Here is a 17285-nt window from a genome sequence, read left to right as displayed (position 1 = left end):
TTTCCCGGTACTCCTCGCACGCTCGCGAAATCCCCACGCTTTCGACTTATCCCCGGTTTGCAAGGTTTTCCGGGCGATCGAACGCTTCCATGACGGCGTAGCCTGCGTGCGCGGCAACACATTGGCACAGGTTTTGCTCGATAGCTCGCAGCAGGCAACTCGCCGCTTCAGCGATAGGGAAAAAACCATGCAGAAAGATCAGAAGAAACCCGGTCACCGCGTCCTGGTGGCAGCCTTGGTACTCGCATTCTCGACGTTAGCTGGTTGCTCCGGTTCCGGCGCGATCACTTCTGGAATCGGCGGAGATTCGGATCCCACGAACCCCGGCAACCCGGGTAATCCGGGCAACCCCGGTAACCCAGGTAACCCGGGCAATCCCGGTAACCCGGGCAATCCTGGCAATCCTGGAAACCCGGGCAATCCCGGCGAACCCGGTAACCCCGCCTCGCCAATAAGCGGCGTCCTCGCGCCCACCCTGGGCAACCTCGGACAGGCCGCAGACAACGTGGTCGACGTAGGCTTGGCCGGTACGCTGAACAATGTCGGCACCAAGCTCGACGGCGTGGTCGCTCCGGTCGGCAACGCGGTCACCGGGCTGACCCAGCAAGTGGGCGCCGCAACCGGCCTGGGCCAGCCCGTAGACGGCCTGCTCAACTCGGTCGGCGGCACGGTCGCGAACCTCGGCCAAACGCTTGACAGCACCGGGCTGCCGATCAATCTCGGTTTGGGTGAAGTCGTCACCGGGCTGGGCAATACGGTCGCCAGCGTGGGCGGACTGGTCAACGCTTCGGAAGACAACCCCAATCCGCTCGGCACCGTCCTTTACAACGCGACGGGAACCGTGGCGAGCCTGACGGGTGCGCTGGCCGGCGACAACGGCTTGCTCAGCCCTGTCTCGCAGCTGCTGAACGGCCTCGGGGGCGAGGGATCCGTCGACGCCCCGGTCCTGCAACCGGCCCTGGCCAACACCGGCACGGCAGTCGACAACATCGTCGACCTGGGCCTGGGACAAACGCTGGGCCAAGTGGGGGCCAGCCTTGATCCCGCCATCAGCCCGGTCGTCGGAACGGTGACCAACCTCACGCAGGAAGTCGGTGACAAGACTGGGCTCGGCGCGCCGGTCAATGATGTGCTCACCTCCGTGGGTGGCACGGTTTCTCAACTCGGCCAGAGCCTCGGCTCGAACCTGCCGATCGCCGGCGCTGGCGTGAGCGGCCTGATCTCCGGCCTGGGCGATACCGTCTCTGCCGCAGGCGGCATCCTGCATGCCAGCGAAGACAACAAGAACCCGGTCGGCAATGTACTGAACAACCTGACCGGCTCGGTCGCGGCGCTGACGGAAGGCTTGGGCCTCGGCATCGACGGTGGGATCGGAGTCGGCGACGGTGGCCTGCTGTCCCCGGTCACCGGCCTGCTGAACGGCGTCACCGGCGGCGACGGCGGCCTGCTCGCTCCCGTCACCGGCATCCTGAATGGCGCGACCGGTGGTGAAGGCGGCCTGCTGTCCCCGGTCACCGGCCTGCTGAATGGCGTCACCGGCGGCGACGGCGGCCTGCTCGGCGGCATCGGCGGTGAGGCCAACCCCGTCCTCCAGCCTGCCCTGGCGAACACCGGACAAGCCGTTGACAACCTCGTCCCGCTCAATCTCAGCGAGACCCTGGGCGGCGTCGGCGCCACCCTCGACCCGGTCGTGAGCCCGGTGGCCGGCATCGTGTCCAATACGACGCAAACCGTCGGCGCCGCCACCGGCCTGGGCGAGCCCGTCAATGGCTTGCTGAACTCGCTGGGTAGCACGATCAGCAACGTCGGCACCAGCCTCGGTGGAAACGTGCCGCTCGTCGGCAACGGTGTCGGCGGCCTGCTCAACGGCTTGGGCCAGACCGTTTCTAGCGCCGGTGGCTTGGTCCACGCCACGCCGGAGAACACCAATCCGGTGGGCAACGTCCTGACCAATCTCACGGGTGCCGTCAGCAACCTGACGGCCGGCGTCGGCCAAGGCGCTGGCCTGGGCGGCGGCCAGCAAGGCAATGGGGGCCTGCTGTCGCCGGTCAACGGGCTGCTGGGCGGATTGCTGGGCGGCTTAGCCGGTAAGCAATAAAAGGAGAGGCCATGCTTCACTGGGAAAACGTAATGACTTCTTCGGCCCTTGCGAGTCACGAGCCGCTGGCCGGAGCACGTGAGGATCGGGAAGATGATAGTCAGGAGATGCTGAACGACATCGTCACGATGTTGGGACGCCGCTTGACGGTCTACACCTCGCTGTACCAGACAGCATTGGCCGAACGACTCGGGTTGGGCATGATCGACGTGAAGGCGCTCGAGCTGGTCATCGAGTTCGAGCCCATCACGACCGGACAGCTGGCCTGCCTCGCAGGAATCAGCTCGGGCGGGACGACTGCCGTGATCGACAGGCTGGAAGCCAGCGGCTTCGTCGTTCGCGATAAACACCCGCTGGACCGGCGCATCGTGGTCATCCGCCCCGTGCCTGAGAAATGCGCGGAGATCGAACGCCACATGCGCGCCGTCGCAGAGGACGTCGCGCACTTCGGCGCCCGCTACGAGCGCGAACAATTGACGGCCGTACATGCCTTCCTGGCGCAATGCGTCCATGCATTGAAGACGGAAGCGCTGGGCATGATGGGAGACGGCAACGGATCCCCGCAGCGGCACGAACCGCGGCGGCATGCGAATTCCCGCGCCCGGCTCGTCACCTGACCCGCGACCTCGATAATGTCTCCAGTTCTGCCCGCACCATGCGGGCAGTTTTTTTGGTTCGTCGCCCGAAGCGCTACGCCTGCTTCGCAGACCGTCCGCTATGCCAGGCAAACCAGATGAGGGACGCCACCTGCAGGGCCCCCAACGTGGCGAATGTCAGGGCAAACGACGTTTCGCGCCCTATCCCCCCCTTGGCCAGCGCATCGACCATGGCGCCCACGCCCCATTGGATGGCAAAGGCCCCGACGAATACGAACATGTTGTAGAGCGTGACGACCCTGCCTGCCGCCTCCCGCGGAAACTGCGTCGAAACGTAAGGCTGCATGACCATGATGGGCGCCACCCCTGCCGCCATGGCCAACCAGCACGGCCAGGCCGCTGCACCGAAGGCCGCGAGCAGGAACACGGCAACGAAGCAGCACAGGTAACCGGCCAGGGCGATGTTGCGCAGGCCGAAGCGACGCTGCAGCGGCGGGCTGGCAACGCCCATCGCCAGATAACCCAAGGTCATGACGAGCATCATGACCAACAGCAGCGTCGCGCTGCGCGTGGGACTCGAACCCATGACGTCCAGCATCCACGGCCCCGCCCACAAGGTCTGCAACGCCATGACACCACCTTGTCCGATGGCGGACAAGGGCATCACGTGCAGCATCTGCGGGCGACGCAGCAACTTCCATGCGGAGACGGGTTTCGCGCTGGGATTGACGTCCAGCACGAGGACGTCATGATCGGGCACGACGCGCCAGAGCAGCACGGCAACCGCCGCCAGTGAAATGCCCGACAGCAGGTGCACGCTACGCCAGCCGAAATGACTGGCCAGCGCTGCCGCGGGCGAGGTGAAGAACACTGCACCGCCCGTCCCCGCCACAAGTAGCCACAGACCGAGCTGCGCCTGCTTTTCGACCACATAGCACCGCCGGAAATACGAGAACGGCGCCATGAGGCTCGCGGCCACGCCCGCACCGATCAGGATCCGCCCCAGCGTGGTGGCACTGAAACCACCTGCCCACACCATGACAAACGATCCGAGCGCCGCAATGGCAAGTAGACATGCTTCGACTCGGCGCGCACCGTATTTGTCGAGCCAGACACCGAGTGGAAGCTGCATGGCGGCCAGCGATATGAAAAACGCTGAAGACAGCCAGCCGAGTTGGGTATTGCTGAGTGCCAGGTCTTCGGTAATGAACGGCGCCAGCGCGGCATTGACCGATCGCAGGCCATAAGAGAAGAAATAGGCGGCGGCGAAACAGGTGAAAATCAATACAGACTGCCTCTTACCAATTTCAGGCAGCCGCAAAGAGGTGTCGCTTGGCATGGGTGCATGGGTCTCCTCGAGCAACAAGAATACCTGAGCCCCGGAACCGCCACCGAGAGGCCCGCCCACTTCTGCTACCATTGTCCCTGCCACCTCGACGGTGGTGCGTCTTCAGGGCGGGGTGAAACTCCCCACCGGCGGTAGGGTGCCCACGACGGCACCGAGCCCGCGAGCGCTTGCCGGTCACGCCGGCAAGGTCAGCAGATCCGGTCCCAAGCCGGAGCCGACGGTCATAGTCCGGATGGAAGAAGACGGGAACACGTTCCGTGCGCCCCATGCGTGCGGCCGCGGAACAGCTGCCTCCTGCGCGCTCTACGAGCGCATTGCCCTGAACGCTTCCCGAATCACGACGGAGCGTTTACATGCAGTCCCTGCACGATTATTTCCAAGCCACGACGGCCGAACAGCGCCTCGACGCCGCACTGGCCGCCCTCAAGTCAGGAGAACCCGTCGTCCTGCTCGACGACGAAGACCGCGAAAACGAGGCAGACCTCATCATTGCCGCGGAGTCCATCACTGAACCCATCATGGCCCGGATGATCCGTGATTGCAGCGGGATCGTCTGCCTGTGCCTGACGCCGGACGCTGTGGACGCCCTGGAGCTGCCGCCCATGGTGCCCCTGAACCGCAGCCGCAACGGCACGGCCTTCACCGTCAGCATCGAAGCCCGCGAAGGTGTCAGCACCGGTGTTTCCGCGGCGGATCGCATCACCACCGTCCGTGCTGCACTCTCGGGAGATCCCTCGGCGATCGTGAGCCCCGGGCACCTTTTTCCCCTGCGCGCAAACCCGCGGGGCGTCTTGGGAAGGCGGGGACACACCGAAGGCACTGTCGATCTGGCACGCATGGCCGGATTCGCACCGGCCGGCCTGCTCTGCGAGCTCATGCACGAAGACGGGACGATGATGCGCGGGGATGCCGCGCTCGCCTATGCGCAGCAATACGGTTGGCCGCTGCTCACCATCGAAGACATCGCTGCCTGGCGCATCCGCATGGAGACGACTGGCACGGAGGCAATGGCGGCTTGATCGCCGTGAGAGGCGCCCGGGCTCGAGTATCATTGCAGCTCCGTCACCGCCCCTATCCATGTCATCGTCCATCCATCAGCCCGCCATCGAGCGGGCCGCACGATTGATCGACGCGGCCGACTGCCTCGTCATCACTGCCGGAGCTGGCATGGGTATCGATTCGGGCTTGCCCGATTTCCGCGGCCGCCACGGCTTTTGGCGAGCTTATCCGGCACTCGGCCGCCAAGGCATCGCCTTCACCTCCATCGCCTCGCCCCAGGCCTTTCGCGATACCCCCTTGCTCGCCTGGGGCTTCTACGGACACCGGTTGGCGCTATACCGCAGCACGACGCCCCACGCCGGCTTTGCGCTGCTGCGCGACTGGGCGCGTGCGCTTCCCGCAGGCTGCGTCATCTTCACTAGCAACGTCGACGGACAATTCCAGCGCGCGGGGTTTGACGAGGAAGTCGTCACCGAGTGCCACGGCTCACTGCACTTCCTGCAGTGCCTCGAGCCTTGCTGCGATGCCATTTGGCCGGCCGACGAATTCATTCCGGACGTAGACAGGGAACAGTGCCTGCTTCGCAATGCGCCCCCCGCCTGCCCCCACTGCGGCGGCATGGCACGCCCAAACGTCCTGATGTTCGGAGACGCTGAGTGGATCGAACACCGCACGGCTGCCCAGGCAAGACGCCTGGAACGGGCCTTGCCGCGCGCCGCGCGGCCTGTCGTGATCGAAATCGGGGCCGGCCAAGCCGTGCCTACCGTACGCAGGTTCGGCGAGCGCTTGGCTTTCACGCGGCGCGCGCCCATCATCCGCATCAACCCGCATGAACCGGACATCCACGGACTGACGGTGGGAGTAAGCCTGCCCCTGGGAGCGCTGGAAGCCTTGCAGGCCATTGCATCGCTGCGCGGCTGAATCGTGCTGCGCCGTGCGCACGCCGTAAGCCGAACTGCCGGAACCCCGGGCTATTGATCCAGCAGCGACGCAGTATGGCGGTAATGCTCGGCCAACAATCGCTTGGCAGTTTCCAGGTCGCCGGCGAGGATCGCCTCGAATATCGCGCGGTGCTCCTCGAGCTCGTTGCGCCGCTTGTACGCCTTGCGCGCCGCCAACTGGCGATAGCGATACGCCCGGTCGTACAGCTGTTCACAGAACCCCATCAAAAGCGGGGAACGACACGCGGAGAGCAATGCGAAATGAAACGCGCGATGCTGTTGCTCCCATACCGGATTCTCTTCATAACTGTCCGCATCCACCGAGCGTGGCGTTCGCGATAGCCGGTGAAACGCGATCACGAGCGACTCTTCCCATTCCGGGCTTCGGTTGGCCATTCCCTGTTCGAGCGCCAGGGACTCCAACGCGATGCGGTTGCGGACAATGTCCTCGAGCTCAGCCGGAGAAACTGCCGCGGCGGAAAACCCGCGCTGGTCGTTGTGCACCACCAGGCCCTCGGCGACCAGGCGGCTGAGCGCCTCGCGCAAGGGGCTGGCGCCGATGCCATAGTGCTCGCGCAGCCGTTGCATCAATAGCTTTTTCCCGGGCGGCCACAAGCCGTCGAGCAGGTCGGTACGCAACCGTTCATAGATCTGGACGGTCATGCTAGGAGCGGTGTCGGCGTCGAGCATGGGGTTTTCCTCAAGTTACCGATATTATTTTAGCTCTATAGAATTTTATCGATATTTTCTCTTATAAAGATTTTTATCGACAAAATGCCCCATCGATTCGTCTCTTACACCATCGCCGGCGAAACCGCGGTCCGGGTCGGCACTGTCGTGGACGGAAGCGTCGCAGAAATCACGCCACCCGATCCATCGTTCCGCGCCGGCGGCTTGGCCGCGCTGTTGGCGCAGGGCTCCCAAGCCGCATGCCAGGCAGCGGACCATGCCATTGCCGCGGGCCCACGGGTGCCGCTGGATAAGGTGCGCCTGCTCCCGCCCATCCCCCACCCCGGCAAGATCATCTGCCTGGGCCTGAACTACGCCGACCACGCAGCCGAGGGTGGCCATGCCAAGCCGGCATACCCAAGCTTTTTCATGCGCGGCGCCACGTCGCTGATCGGGCACGAAGCGCCGCTGCGCCGGCCGCGCGTCTCGACCAAGCTCGATTATGAAGCGGAGTTGGCCCTGGTGATCGGACGCCGCGCGCGCCACTTGACCCAATCGGAAGCGCTTTCCGCGGTCGCGGGCTATGCCTGCTTCAACGACGCCACCCTGCGGGATTACCAACGCAAGACACCGCAATGGACCATCGGCAAGAACTTCGACGGCACCGGCGCGTTCGGGCCTTGGCTGGTGCCCGCCGGGGACCTTCCTCCCGGCGCCTCGGGATTGAAGATCGAATCGCGGCTTAACGGCCAGGTCATGCAGCGCGACAACACGGCCAACATGCTGTTCCCGGTTGTAGAAACGCTGTGCCTGCTCACGGAGGCGCTCACGCTGGAACCCGGCGACGTCGTCGTAATGGGGACGCCTGCCGGGGTGGGTTATGCACGAACGCCGCCGGTATGGATGCAGCCCGGCGACCGGATCGAAATCGACATCGAAGGCATCGGGGTCCTGGCCAACACAGTGCAGGAGGAAGCATGACATCCCACACCGACACCACTCCCCGCATCACGCGCCTGCCAGACGACTTCCGCTGGCCCGGAGGCAAGCGCATCGCGGTGATCTTCAACATTGCCTTCGAAGCGTGGTCGGACGGACAGGCGCCCGGTATCGGCCCGATGGGCAACGTGCTCAAGCCGGGATACTTCGACACCAACGCGCACTCCTGGGCAGCCTTCGGCATCAACCGCGGCATCCATCGACTGGTCGGCATCGCCGAAAAGCATGGCGTCAAGACCAGCATCATGGTCAACGGTGTCATCTGTGAACGCGATCCGGCAACGGTGCGGCGCATCGCCGAGCTCGGGCACGAAATCGTCAATCACTCCTGGGGCATGGACGTCATCCCCGTCTACCTGGACGAAGCGGGCGAGCGCGAAAACCTGGAGCGCAATCATCGCATCCTGACCGACACCGCAGGCGTCGCCCCGACCGGCTGGATCAGTCCGCGCGGCACGGGCAGCCAGGTCACATCCCGGCTGCTCGCCGAAGCCGGCTACCTGCACCACGGCGACGTGAACGACGACGACCGTCCCTATGTCATGGCGTTCGGCGAACGGCGCATCGTGGGCATTCCCCTCACCATGGACGTCAACGACCTGCCTACCTGCATCCGCTACGGCCACAGCCCGCGCCACATGCTGGACACGTTCAATGATTGCCTTCAAGCCTTCCGCGAACGCGAAACAGCCCCGCTGATGCTGGATGTGACGGCGCACACCCACGTCATGGGCCGCCCATCCGGGGCCTGGGTCTACGACGAGATCATGGGCCGCGTCGTGCAGGCCGACGACGTATGGATCTGTACCCGGAAGGAAATGGCCCGCTACGTCCTGGACACGATCTGACGGCGGAACATCGTTGGGGGAGACAGGCTTACAGCTGGACCACCCCTGTCCCACGGGGAAAGGTTATGCTCCCACGAGCACAGCGAGGAGGAGAAAGCGCATGTCGAACCCAACGACCCGCACCGCCCTTGGCGGCCACTACGACGAATCCCTGTTCGAACAAGGGCTGGCCACGCGCCGCCAGGTGCTCGGCCGCGAACACGTGGACAACGCGCTGGCCCAGGCTGGAAAAGACCCGCTGCGCATGGAAATGCAGCAACTGGTCACGCAGTACTGCTGGGGCGACATCTGGAACCGGCCTGGCTTGGACCGCCGCACCCGCAGCTTCCTGAACCTGGCAATGATCACGGCGCTGAACCGTCCCCACGAGCTGCGCCTGCACGTGCGCGGCGCGATCAACAACGGCCTGACCAAGGAAGAAATCAACGAAGTCTTCCTGCAGGCCGCCATTTACTGCGGCGTGCCCGCTGCCCTGGATGCGCAGCGGGTTATGTTGGAGGTGTTTGCGGAGATGGGGATCTGACCGCATCGCCAGCCAGCCATGCATACACCGCATCCCGCACTGCCCGGGGAAACCGGCCCGACATGCCTTCGGGCGCAGTGTTGGTAAAGACGACGACCGCCACGTCGTTCACCGGATCGAAGAACCAGTTGTGGCCGTACACGCCGCCCCACTGGATCGTGCCCCGGCCTTGGGGCGTGCCCGCCCTGGCCGGGTCCGTCAGCACGGACCAGCCGTAGCCGAACCCCCAGCCCGGGCCCTGTGATTCGGCCTGCGGGCCGGCGTGGTCCCGCATCATGAGCGCAACCGTTTCCGCGGCTAGCACGCGCAAGGTTGCGCTTGGCCGCAAGCTCAGCAGGAACCGCATGAAATCGGGCGCCGTCCCGACCATCCCGGCACCGCCCGAGGGATAGGCGCGCGCATCATGGACGCGCTCGGGATCGAAGACAATGGCCGACGCGCCAAACGGCACGCGGGTCGGCGAAGACATTCGGACTGGCGCCGGACTCCCGTCCCGATAAGGTGCGGCGAGACGCGAAATATCGCGAACGGTGAAGCCTGTGTCTTCCAGCCCCAAGGGTTGGGTGATTTCGTGCCGGACGATCTCCGGCAAGGCCTCGCCTACGGCCGCGCCCATGGCGGCACCCAACACGTCGAGGGCAACGGAATAACGCCAACCCGCGCCCGGCTCGTACGCCAGCGGCACGCCGGCGATGCGCCGGAGATTCTCCCCTAAGCAAGCGCCCGCATCCAAGCCATCGGACACCCCCGCCCGGCGATAGGGACCGTCCTCGGCTTCCATGAAGCCGTAACTCAATCCCGCCGTATGGGTCAGCAACTGATGCACCGTGACCACCGGCGAGCGTCCATCCCGCAAGCGCGGACGGAACTCCGGCAACCAGCGGGTGACGGGAGCCCGCAGGTCCAGCCTGCCTTGCTCTACCAACCTCAATGCAGCTGCCGAGACCATAGGCTTGGTGACGGATGCCAGGCGAAAAATGGCATCCTCCTGCATGGGTCGATTCCTTTCGCGGTCGGCATAACCTGCCGCGCGCCGGTAGACCACCTTGCCGCCAAGCGCGACGAGTACCACGGCTCCAACGATGCGCTGTTCTTCCACGGCAGCAGTCACGATGGCGTCGAGAGCTGGGAACGCAAGAGGTACTGCGGCGGAAGCCGCGGGCAAAGCCGCGGCGAGCGTGGCCGCGGCCACACGCAACCTAGTCTGGTCTTCCATGTCGATGCAAGCCTTCATTCGGGCATGGCGAACGCGATGCGTGGCCGATAGAATATTCACAATGATCACTCATTAAATCTACAACGCGCAGGCATCATTTTCAACAATGACTACTGTGATAAATCAAGGCGAGCCTCCAAGGCGACGCGGCCGGCCGCTGAGCTTCGACCGCCGGCGCGTGCTGCACCAAGCCATGCTGACGTTTTGGAAACTCGGCTACGAAGGCGCCTCGGTCACGGACCTGACGGCGGCGATGGGCATTACGCCACAGAGCCTGTATGCCGCGTTCGGCTCAAAATCGGCGCTGTATCGCGAAGCGCTCGAGCATTACCGGGAGCACGTCGGTGCCTTCACCATCCGTGCACTGGAGGAAGAGCCCTCGGCCATGGCCGGATTCGCACGCATGCTGACGGAATCGGCGAACGAATTCTGCAAGCCTAAACGGCCGCGCGGGTGCATGATTTCCATGTCGGCGCTGACTTGCGCGGAAGAAAACCGGGACGAAGCGCGGCATCTCGCGCAACTGCGCAACGCCACGATCATGGCCTTCCAGGCCCGCATAAACAAGGCCATCGAGGATGGTGAATTCAAGGCCGGGCTCGACAGCGGCGGGCTCGCGCGCTATCTCGGCGCGATCGTGCAAGGCATGTCCATCCAGGCGAGGGACGGCGCGACCAAACAGGAATTGCTCGCGATCGCGGCGCTGGCGATCCAGGCCTTGCAGCAGGCGGCCGCTTCGCCAGGCGGGGAATGAAGATCGCGGATTCGGACTCGAATCGACGAGGAGACGAAAAGAAAAACCCCCTGGCTCTCATCGAGCCAAGGGGTTTCTATCCTGGCGGAAGCGGTGGGATTCGAACCCACGATGCAGTTTTAGCCGCATACTCCCTTAGCAGGGGAGCCCCTTCGGCCTCTCGGGCACGCTTCCGAACGGGGAGCAGTTTACCACGCCACGAGGGGATTTCGCCTCGAAAAGCGAGAAATTTTATTGTTCTGCGGGTTGATCGAGACCAAACGCCTTGTGCAACGCACGCACGGCCAGCTCCATGTATTTGTCCTGGATGACGACCGAGGTCTTGATCTCGCTGGTGCTGATCATTTGGATGTTGATGCCCTCTTCCGCCAGCGCCTTGAACATCTGGCTGGCGATGCCGGCGTGCGAACGCATGCCGATGCCCACGATGGACACCTTGCATACTTTGTCGTCGGACACGACCTCGCGGGCACCGACGGCCTTGACGACCTGGTTGTTGAGGACGTCGAGCGCCTTCTTGAATTCGTTGCGGTGAACCGTGAAGGAGAAATCGGTCGTGCCATCGACGGACTGGTTCTGGACGATCATGTCGACGTCGATATTGGCATCGGCCACCGGCCCCAGGATGGAGAAGGCGATGCCCGGCTTGTCCGGCACGGCCACGACGGTGATCTTGGCTTCGTCCCGGCTGAATGCGATGCCGGAAACAACGGCGGCTTCCATTTTCTCGTCTTCCTCAAAAGTAATCAGGGTGCCCGACTTCATTTCTTCATCGAGCGGAATCATCGGGTCGGTCAGCGAAGATAGTACGCGGGTGGGCACGCGGTACTTGCCGGCGAACTCGACCGAGCGGATCTGCAGGACCTTGGAACCCAGCGAGGCCATTTCCAGCATTTCTTCGAACGACACGACATTGAGCCGGCGAGCCTCGGGGACCACCCGGGGGTCGGTGGTGTAAACGCCGTCGACGTCAGTGTAGATCAGGCACTCCGCAGCCTTCAGCGCCGCAGCGACGGCCACGGCCGAGGTGTCGGAGCCGCCGCGGCCGAGGGTGGTGATATTGCCTTCGTCGTCCACCCCTTGGAAGCCCGTGACGATCACCACGCGCCCGGCGTCCAGGTCAGCACGTATGCGCTTGTCGTCGATGGAGGTGATGCGGGCCTTGGTGTAGGCGGAATCGGTGCGCACCGGCACCTGCCAGCCGGCATAGCTGCGCGCATCCACGCCCAAGGACTGGAGCGCGAGAGCGAGCAGGCCCACGCTGACCTGCTCGCCGGTGGAGGCGATCATGTCGAGCTCGCGCGGGTCGGGCTGATCCTGGATTTCTTTGGCTAGGGCGATCAGCCGGTTGGTTTCGCCCGACATGGCCGAGGGAACCACCACGATCTGGTGGCCGGCGGCGTGCCATTTGGCCACGCGCCGCGCCACGTTCTTGATGCGCTCGACCGAGCCCATCGACGTACCGCCATACTTGTGAACGATTAGTGCCATTATCTTGTCGCTGGTTATAGGCCCGAAGGCCCCGGAAGATCCGGCGAGGAAATGCCAAGCCCCGGGAAAAAGGCTAACCATAAATGCTACCGCACCTTTCCGGAGCGCGCAAAATTGCCCCCTGCTCCAGCGGGCGAAAAATTGCAAGTGCACCGCAGCGCTGCGGCACCAGCCAGCCCGTGCGGTCAAAACATCACTGTTGCACCGGGGTGATCCGGACGCCATTCGAGCCGGACGCCGGGCGAGGCCCGGGGAGTGCGGGCGTCGGGGCCCAAGCCTGCGGCATAGACCAGGACGTCGCCGCGGTAGAGTAGCGGCAGGCGTTCGCGCTCCCAGCTAGGGATGCCGCGCTCCTGGTAGAGGTTCTTCAAGCTCCTGCTGGGAGTCTGCGGCGACACTTGCAGCCGCTCGCGACCCCGCCGCCGGCGCATCGTCAAGCCGGTATTGCGCAGCCATGCCGGATCGATGCCGGATTCCTCGATCAGGAACAAGAGAGTTCCCTCCATCGCATCCAGCCGCACGGAAGGCTCCCCATCCCACCGGAATTCAACGCTCGCCGCCCGGGCGGCGGGCGGCCTGGAGTCCCTGCTGTCCACGATCACATGATCCCGATAGCGGCGCACTTGCATGTCGCCGTGACGCAGCAACAACTGTCTGTCCTGCGCCGCGTCCTGCAGCTGCCTGATCATCTCCCGCAGGCGCGCTTCAGGCGGCGCGGCCATCCCATGCCCGGCCAGCCAAAGCCGCAGCACCATTGCCCGGCGCGCCGGCGCCAGCCGGTTCAACGCCGACAAGCGCAGCGCGTTGCCATAGGGCGGCCTCGGTTCCTGGATCATCTCCAGGTCGGCCTGCGCCACCTCCTTCAACAGGGCCGCCACTTCGGCGGACCGGCGCGCAAACCGTTCGAGTGTAGACCGATATCCCGGCCAATGGCGCTCGATGGCCGGCAACACCTGCGCACGGAGAATACCGCGGGCATAGCGGGTGTCGAGGTTGCTGGGATCCAGGACGGCCTCGAATCCGGAGCGCGCCGAATAGGCTTGCATGAACGCAAGTATCCGACTTCTGGGCACGGCTAGCCAAGGCCGCAGGTAGCGAATGCCTTCCTTCCAGGTTTCCCGGCCCATGGCGCCCATGCCATCCGGCCCGGCTCCGCGCAACAGTCGCAGGAGCACGGTCTCCGCTTGGTCGTCCAGGTGGTGGGCGAGAAGAATGGTAGCGACTCCTGCCTCGGCCGCCATGTCGGCGAGCGCGCCGTAGCGCGCCTCGCGGGCTGCGGCCTCGATACCTGCCGGATCGTCGGAATCGACTTTCACCCGGCGCACCAGGAGCGGCAAATCCAGCCGCCGGGCAAGGTCCGCGGCACGATCGGTCCACGCATCGGCGTCCTGATGTAAACCGTGATGGACGTGGAACAACCACAGGCGCAGGCCGCGCCGCCGCGCCCACTCGGCGGCCATGACGGCCAACGCGGCCGAATCGGGCCCAGCGCTAAAAGCGACGCCCGCGCTACCCTCCACCGGCGGCAGGTCGTCCAGCGCCCGGCTCAGGAGCTCGGACGCATGCAATGTTGCGACGTCCGCGCCCGAGTCAGCCCTGGACGGTTTCCTTGAACCGGCCATAGGCCATGATCCGTTCGAGCCGCGTGGCGACCAGATCGCTCGGCTTGACGCCCTGGAACTGGCGCAGTGCATCCGCCAAGGCACGGCGAAGCAGCTGGGCCATATGCTTCGGATCGCGATGGGCGCCGCCGACCGGCTCGTTGACGATCTTGTCGATCAGGCCGAGCGCCTTCAAGCGGTGGGCGGTGATGCCCAAGACTTCGGCGGCCTCGGCCGCCTTCTCCTGGCTGCGCCATAGGATGGATGCGCAACCCTCGGGCGAGATGACGGAATACGTCGCGTACTGGAGCATGAGCACGCAATCGGCCACGGCGATGGCGAGCGCGCCGCCCGAGCCGCCCTCGCCGATGATGGTGCTGATGATGGGCACCTGCAACTCCGCCATGGCGTACAAATTGCGGCCGATGGCCTCCGACTGCCCCCGCGCCTCGGCGTCGATTCCCGGGTACGCCCCGGGCGTGTCGACAAAGGTGAACACGGGCAGTCCGAATTTCTCCGCCAGTCGCATCAGGCGCAAGGCCTTGCGATAGCCTTCGGGGCGGGGCATCCCGAAATTGCGTGCGGCGCGCTCCTTGGTATCCCGGCCTTTCTGGTGGCCGATCACCATGCATGGCGTGCCGTTGAACCGCGCCAGGCCGCCGACGATGGACCGGTCGTCGGCAAACATGCGGTCGCCGTGCAACTCATGGAAATCGGTAAAAATCTCGCGCACGTAGTCCAGCGTATAAGGCCGCTGGGGATGACGCGCCACGAGGGCGGTCTGCCAAGGCGTCAGCTTGGAATAGATTTCCTTGGCCAGCGCCTGGCTCTTTTGCTGCAACCGGCTGATTTCCTCGGAAATGTCGACTGCGGAATCGGCTTGGACGAAGCGCAATTCCTCGATTTTGCCTTCGAGGTCGGCCAGCGGTTGTTCAAATTCGAGAAATGCGTTGCGCATCAGGCCTCCCAAGGGGCAATGAACGCGAGGCGTTCGGCTCGTTTCATCAACAATTCAATTACTCCATCACGCCGCGGCATGCCGCAACGCCCATTTATTCGGCCCAGAGCCTACGGTTACCGGGGGGCGAGGCTCCGCCACAAGTACCATGTCGCAACCGTGCACCAAGGCTTCCAGGCCTGCGCGACTTCCCGTGCCTCGAATCGCGAAACGGGCTCGCCGCTGAAATAGTGCAATGAAATCGCACGCAACAGGCCCGGGTCGTCCAGCGGCAGGATGTCCGGCCGCCGCAGATTAAAAATCAGGAACATCTCTGCTGTCCAGCGTCCTATTCCCCGGATAGAGGTCAGTTCGCCTATGACGGCTTCGTCGTCCATGTGCGCCCATTTCGCCGGATGCACCCGGCGTTCCTGGAAATGCAGGGCCAAATCCACCAAATACTCGGATTTTCGCTGCGACAAACCCGCCGCGCGCAACCCTTCCAGGCCTAGCTTGGCGACCACGGCCGGCGTCACGCGGCGGCCGCATGCCGCCAGGCAACGCTCCCACAGTGCATCGGCCGTCGCGCGGGTGGACGTCTGTTGGCCGATGATGGCCCGCGCCAACGTGACGAAGGGCTCATCTTGGGTCGACAGGTGCACTTCCGGATGCTGCGGGATCAGTTTTCGCAAGATGCGATCCCGCTTGACCAGGTGCGCCACCGCCGCATCCCAGTAGGCAGGTTTCTCGGCACCGTCGAGCGGCGCCGCGGACGTGTGCTCGCCGGTCTCGGCCATGACTTCGGACTTCATCAGATGTTCAGCGTAAACCGCGCTCAAGCGCGACGCCAGAGCGTCACGCCACCCGGCTTGTCCTCGAGGACGATGCCCTCGCTCAACAATTCCGCACGAATGCGGTCAGCCGTCGCGAAGTCCTTGTTCTTCTTGGCCTGTGCCCGTTCGGCAATGCGCGCCTCGATACGGGCCGCATCGTCGCCCGACTCCCTGCCCTGCAGGAATGCCCGGGGCTCCTGCTGCAATAGCCCCAGCAGCCCGCCCAACGCCTTCAACTGGCCCGCGGCCCGCGCCGAGCCGGTCTTGTTGACCGCCGCGGCGAGATCGAACAGCACGGCGATGGCCTCGGGGGTGTTGAAGTCGTCGTCCATCGCGGCCTTGAAGGCTTGGCCCGACGGATCGTCCCAGTCGATGCCCGCCTCATCGGGCTGAGCATTGCCCAGCGCCGTGTAGAGCCGTGTCAGCGCCGCCCGGGCGTCGGCCAGGTTATCCGCCGCGTAGTTCTGCGGGCTGCGATAGTGGCTGCGGACCACGAAGAAACGGATCACTTCGGCATCGTAGTGCTTGAGCGTGTCGCGGACGGTAAAGAAGTTGCCGAGCGACTTGGACATCTTCTCGGCATCCACCATCAGGGGGCCGCAGTGCATCCATGTATTGGCCAGCGTGCCGCCGTAGGCGCCCTCGCTCTGGGCGATCTCGTTCTCGTGGTGCGGAAATTTCAGGTCGGGGCCGCCGCCGTGGATATCGAGGGGCATGCCCAGCAATTCGTGGCTCATGGCCGAGCATTCGATGTGCCAGCCCGGCCGACCGGGGCCATATTCGGAATCCCAGCGCGACTCGGGAGGCTCAGTGGGCTTGGCCGCCTTCCACAGCACGAAATCGAGGGGATCCCGCTTGGAGGCGTCCACCTGCACCCGCTCGCCCGCCCGCAAATCATCGAGCGACTTGCCCGACAACTTGCCATAGCCGGGGAAGCGACGCACCGCGAAATTGACGTCTCCGTCATCGGAGCGGTAGGCCAGCCCCTTCTGCTCCAGCAAGCGCACGATCTCGAGCATCTTGCCCACGTGCTGCGTCGCGCGCGGCTCGAAATCCGGAGGCTGGACGCCGAGGGCTTTTTCATCCTCGTGCATGGCCTGGATGAAGAAATCGGTCACCTCGGAGATGCGCTTGCCCGTTTCCACCGCCTTGCGGATGATCTTGTCGTCGATATCCGTGATGTTGCGCACGTAGGTGACGCGATAACCGCTGGCGCGCAGCCAGCGCTGGACCACGTCAAAGCTGATCAGCATCCGGGCATGGCCGAGATGGCAGTAGTCGTACACCGTCATGCCGCAGACGTACATGCGCACGCACCCAGGCTCCACGGGCTGGAAGGGTTGCTTGTCACGGGCGAGCGTATTGTAGATATGGAGCATGAGCGCGTTACAGGCTGAAAACGGTAAGCCCCGGCTGGAATGACCACTACCGG

16 protein-coding genes, 1 tRNA gene and 1 riboswitch are annotated in these 17285 nt (G+C 64.6%); of the genes, 8 read left to right on the top strand and 9 right to left on the bottom strand.

The genetic code is table 11. The annotated features are described in order from the left end of the window. Positions 1-187 precede the first annotated feature (187 nt). Positions 188-2098 carry a collagen-like triple helix repeat-containing protein gene (locus Q0319_RS07595; protein WP_299451623.1) on the top strand — a complete coding sequence of 637 codons (1911 nt, stop codon included), beginning with the start codon at positions 188-190 and terminating at the stop codon, positions 2096-2098. Positions 2099-2130: 32 nt separating this feature from the next. Next, positions 2131-2715: a MarR family transcriptional regulator gene (locus Q0319_RS07590; RefSeq protein WP_296464107.1), complete on the top strand. Its 585-nt coding sequence runs from the start codon at positions 2131-2133 to the stop codon at positions 2713-2715. 73 nt (positions 2716-2788) lie between these two features. Here Q0319_RS07590 and Q0319_RS07585 read toward each other — a convergent pair whose 3' ends face one another. Next, positions 2789-4033: an MFS transporter gene (locus tag Q0319_RS07585; protein ID WP_299451621.1), complete on the bottom strand. Its 1245-nt coding sequence runs from the start codon at positions 4031-4033 to the stop codon at positions 2789-2791. A 103-nt stretch (positions 4034-4136) separates the two neighbouring features. Then, positions 4137-4290: riboswitch (FMN riboswitch) on the top strand. A 105-nt stretch (positions 4291-4395) separates the two neighbouring features. On the opposite strand from Q0319_RS07585, the gene ribB reads away from it, so the two are divergent. Next, positions 4396-5061, top strand: a complete 666-nt coding sequence (gene ribB / locus Q0319_RS07580; protein WP_296464103.1) for a 3,4-dihydroxy-2-butanone-4-phosphate synthase — start codon at positions 4396-4398, stop codon at positions 5059-5061. Between the two features lie 58 nt (positions 5062-5119). Continuing rightward, complete coding sequence (locus tag Q0319_RS07575) at positions 5120-5962, top strand: Sir2 family NAD-dependent protein deacetylase (protein ID WP_296464101.1); 843 nt, start codon at positions 5120-5122, stop codon at positions 5960-5962. A gap of 50 nt (positions 5963-6012) precedes the next feature. Here Q0319_RS07575 and Q0319_RS07570 read toward each other — a convergent pair whose 3' ends face one another. Further along, positions 6013-6672, bottom strand: coding sequence for an FCD domain-containing protein (locus Q0319_RS07570; protein WP_296464100.1), 660 nt, complete (start codon positions 6670-6672; stop codon positions 6013-6015). 84 nt (positions 6673-6756) lie between these two features. Here Q0319_RS07570 and Q0319_RS07565 point away from each other — a divergent pair, with 84 nt between their 5' ends. From Q0319_RS07565 to Q0319_RS07555, 3 genes are all read left to right on the top strand, one after another. Then, a complete protein-coding gene (locus Q0319_RS07565; protein WP_299451618.1) occupies positions 6757-7632 on the top strand; it encodes a fumarylacetoacetate hydrolase family protein in 876 nt (291 codons plus the stop codon). Continuing rightward, positions 7629-8498, top strand: a complete 870-nt coding sequence (locus Q0319_RS07560) for a polysaccharide deacetylase family protein (protein ID WP_299451616.1) — start codon at positions 7629-7631, stop codon at positions 8496-8498. Before Q0319_RS07565 ends, Q0319_RS07560 begins: the two co-directional genes overlap by 4 nt. Positions 8499-8598: 100 nt before the next feature. Then, positions 8599-9021 carry a carboxymuconolactone decarboxylase family protein gene (locus tag Q0319_RS07555; RefSeq protein WP_296464092.1) on the top strand — a complete coding sequence of 141 codons (423 nt, stop codon included), beginning with the start codon at positions 8599-8601 and terminating at the stop codon, positions 9019-9021. Here Q0319_RS07555 and Q0319_RS07550 read toward each other — a convergent pair. Further along, the gene (locus Q0319_RS07550; RefSeq protein WP_296464090.1) at positions 8987-10237 is read right to left on the bottom strand and encodes a serine hydrolase domain-containing protein; all 1251 of its coding nucleotides are present in this window, start codon (positions 10235-10237) and stop codon (positions 8987-8989) included. The two genes, Q0319_RS07555 and Q0319_RS07550, sit on opposite strands and share 35 nt — an antisense overlap. Positions 10238-10343: 106 nt before the next feature. On the opposite strand from Q0319_RS07550, the gene Q0319_RS07545 reads away from it, so the two are divergent. Continuing rightward, entirely contained in the window at positions 10344-10991 is a 648-nt protein-coding gene (locus tag Q0319_RS07545) for a TetR/AcrR family transcriptional regulator (protein ID WP_296464087.1), read from the top strand. Between the two features lie 82 nt (positions 10992-11073). Here the strand turns inward: Q0319_RS07545 and Q0319_RS07540 are convergent. The 6 genes from Q0319_RS07540 to cysS all read right to left on the bottom strand — a co-directional run bounded on the left by Q0319_RS07540 (position 11074) and on the right by cysS (position 17232). After that, positions 11074-11165, bottom strand: a tRNA-Ser gene (locus Q0319_RS07540). A 57-nt stretch (positions 11166-11222) separates the two neighbouring features. Next, entirely contained in the window at positions 11223-12482 is a 1260-nt protein-coding gene (locus Q0319_RS07535) for an aspartate kinase (protein ID WP_296464086.1), read from the bottom strand. A 185-nt stretch (positions 12483-12667) separates the two neighbouring features. Next, entirely contained in the window at positions 12668-14050 is a 1383-nt protein-coding gene (gene tilS, locus Q0319_RS07530) for a tRNA lysidine(34) synthetase TilS (protein WP_299451613.1), read from the bottom strand. A gap of 22 nt (positions 14051-14072) precedes the next feature. Continuing rightward, the gene (locus Q0319_RS07525; protein WP_296464081.1) at positions 14073-15041 is read right to left on the bottom strand and encodes an acetyl-CoA carboxylase carboxyltransferase subunit alpha; all 969 of its coding nucleotides are present in this window, start codon (positions 15039-15041) and stop codon (positions 14073-14075) included. 116 nt (positions 15042-15157) lie between these two features. Next, a complete protein-coding gene (locus tag Q0319_RS07520) occupies positions 15158-15817 on the bottom strand; it encodes a DNA-3-methyladenine glycosylase 2 family protein (protein ID WP_296464118.1) in 660 nt (219 codons plus the stop codon). A gap of 38 nt (positions 15818-15855) precedes the next feature. Further along, a complete protein-coding gene (gene cysS / locus Q0319_RS07515) occupies positions 15856-17232 on the bottom strand; it encodes a cysteine--tRNA ligase (RefSeq protein ID WP_299451611.1) in 1377 nt (458 codons plus the stop codon). Positions 17233-17285 lie beyond the last annotated feature (53 nt).

Origin of the sequence: uncultured Pigmentiphaga sp. (genome assembly GCF_937950555.1) — a bacterium.
Classification (GTDB): Bacteria; Pseudomonadota; Gammaproteobacteria; order Burkholderiales; family Burkholderiaceae_B; genus Pigmentiphaga.
The sequence above is the reverse complement of the archived record's forward strand: the minus strand, read 5'-3'. Positions and strand labels throughout refer to the sequence as shown.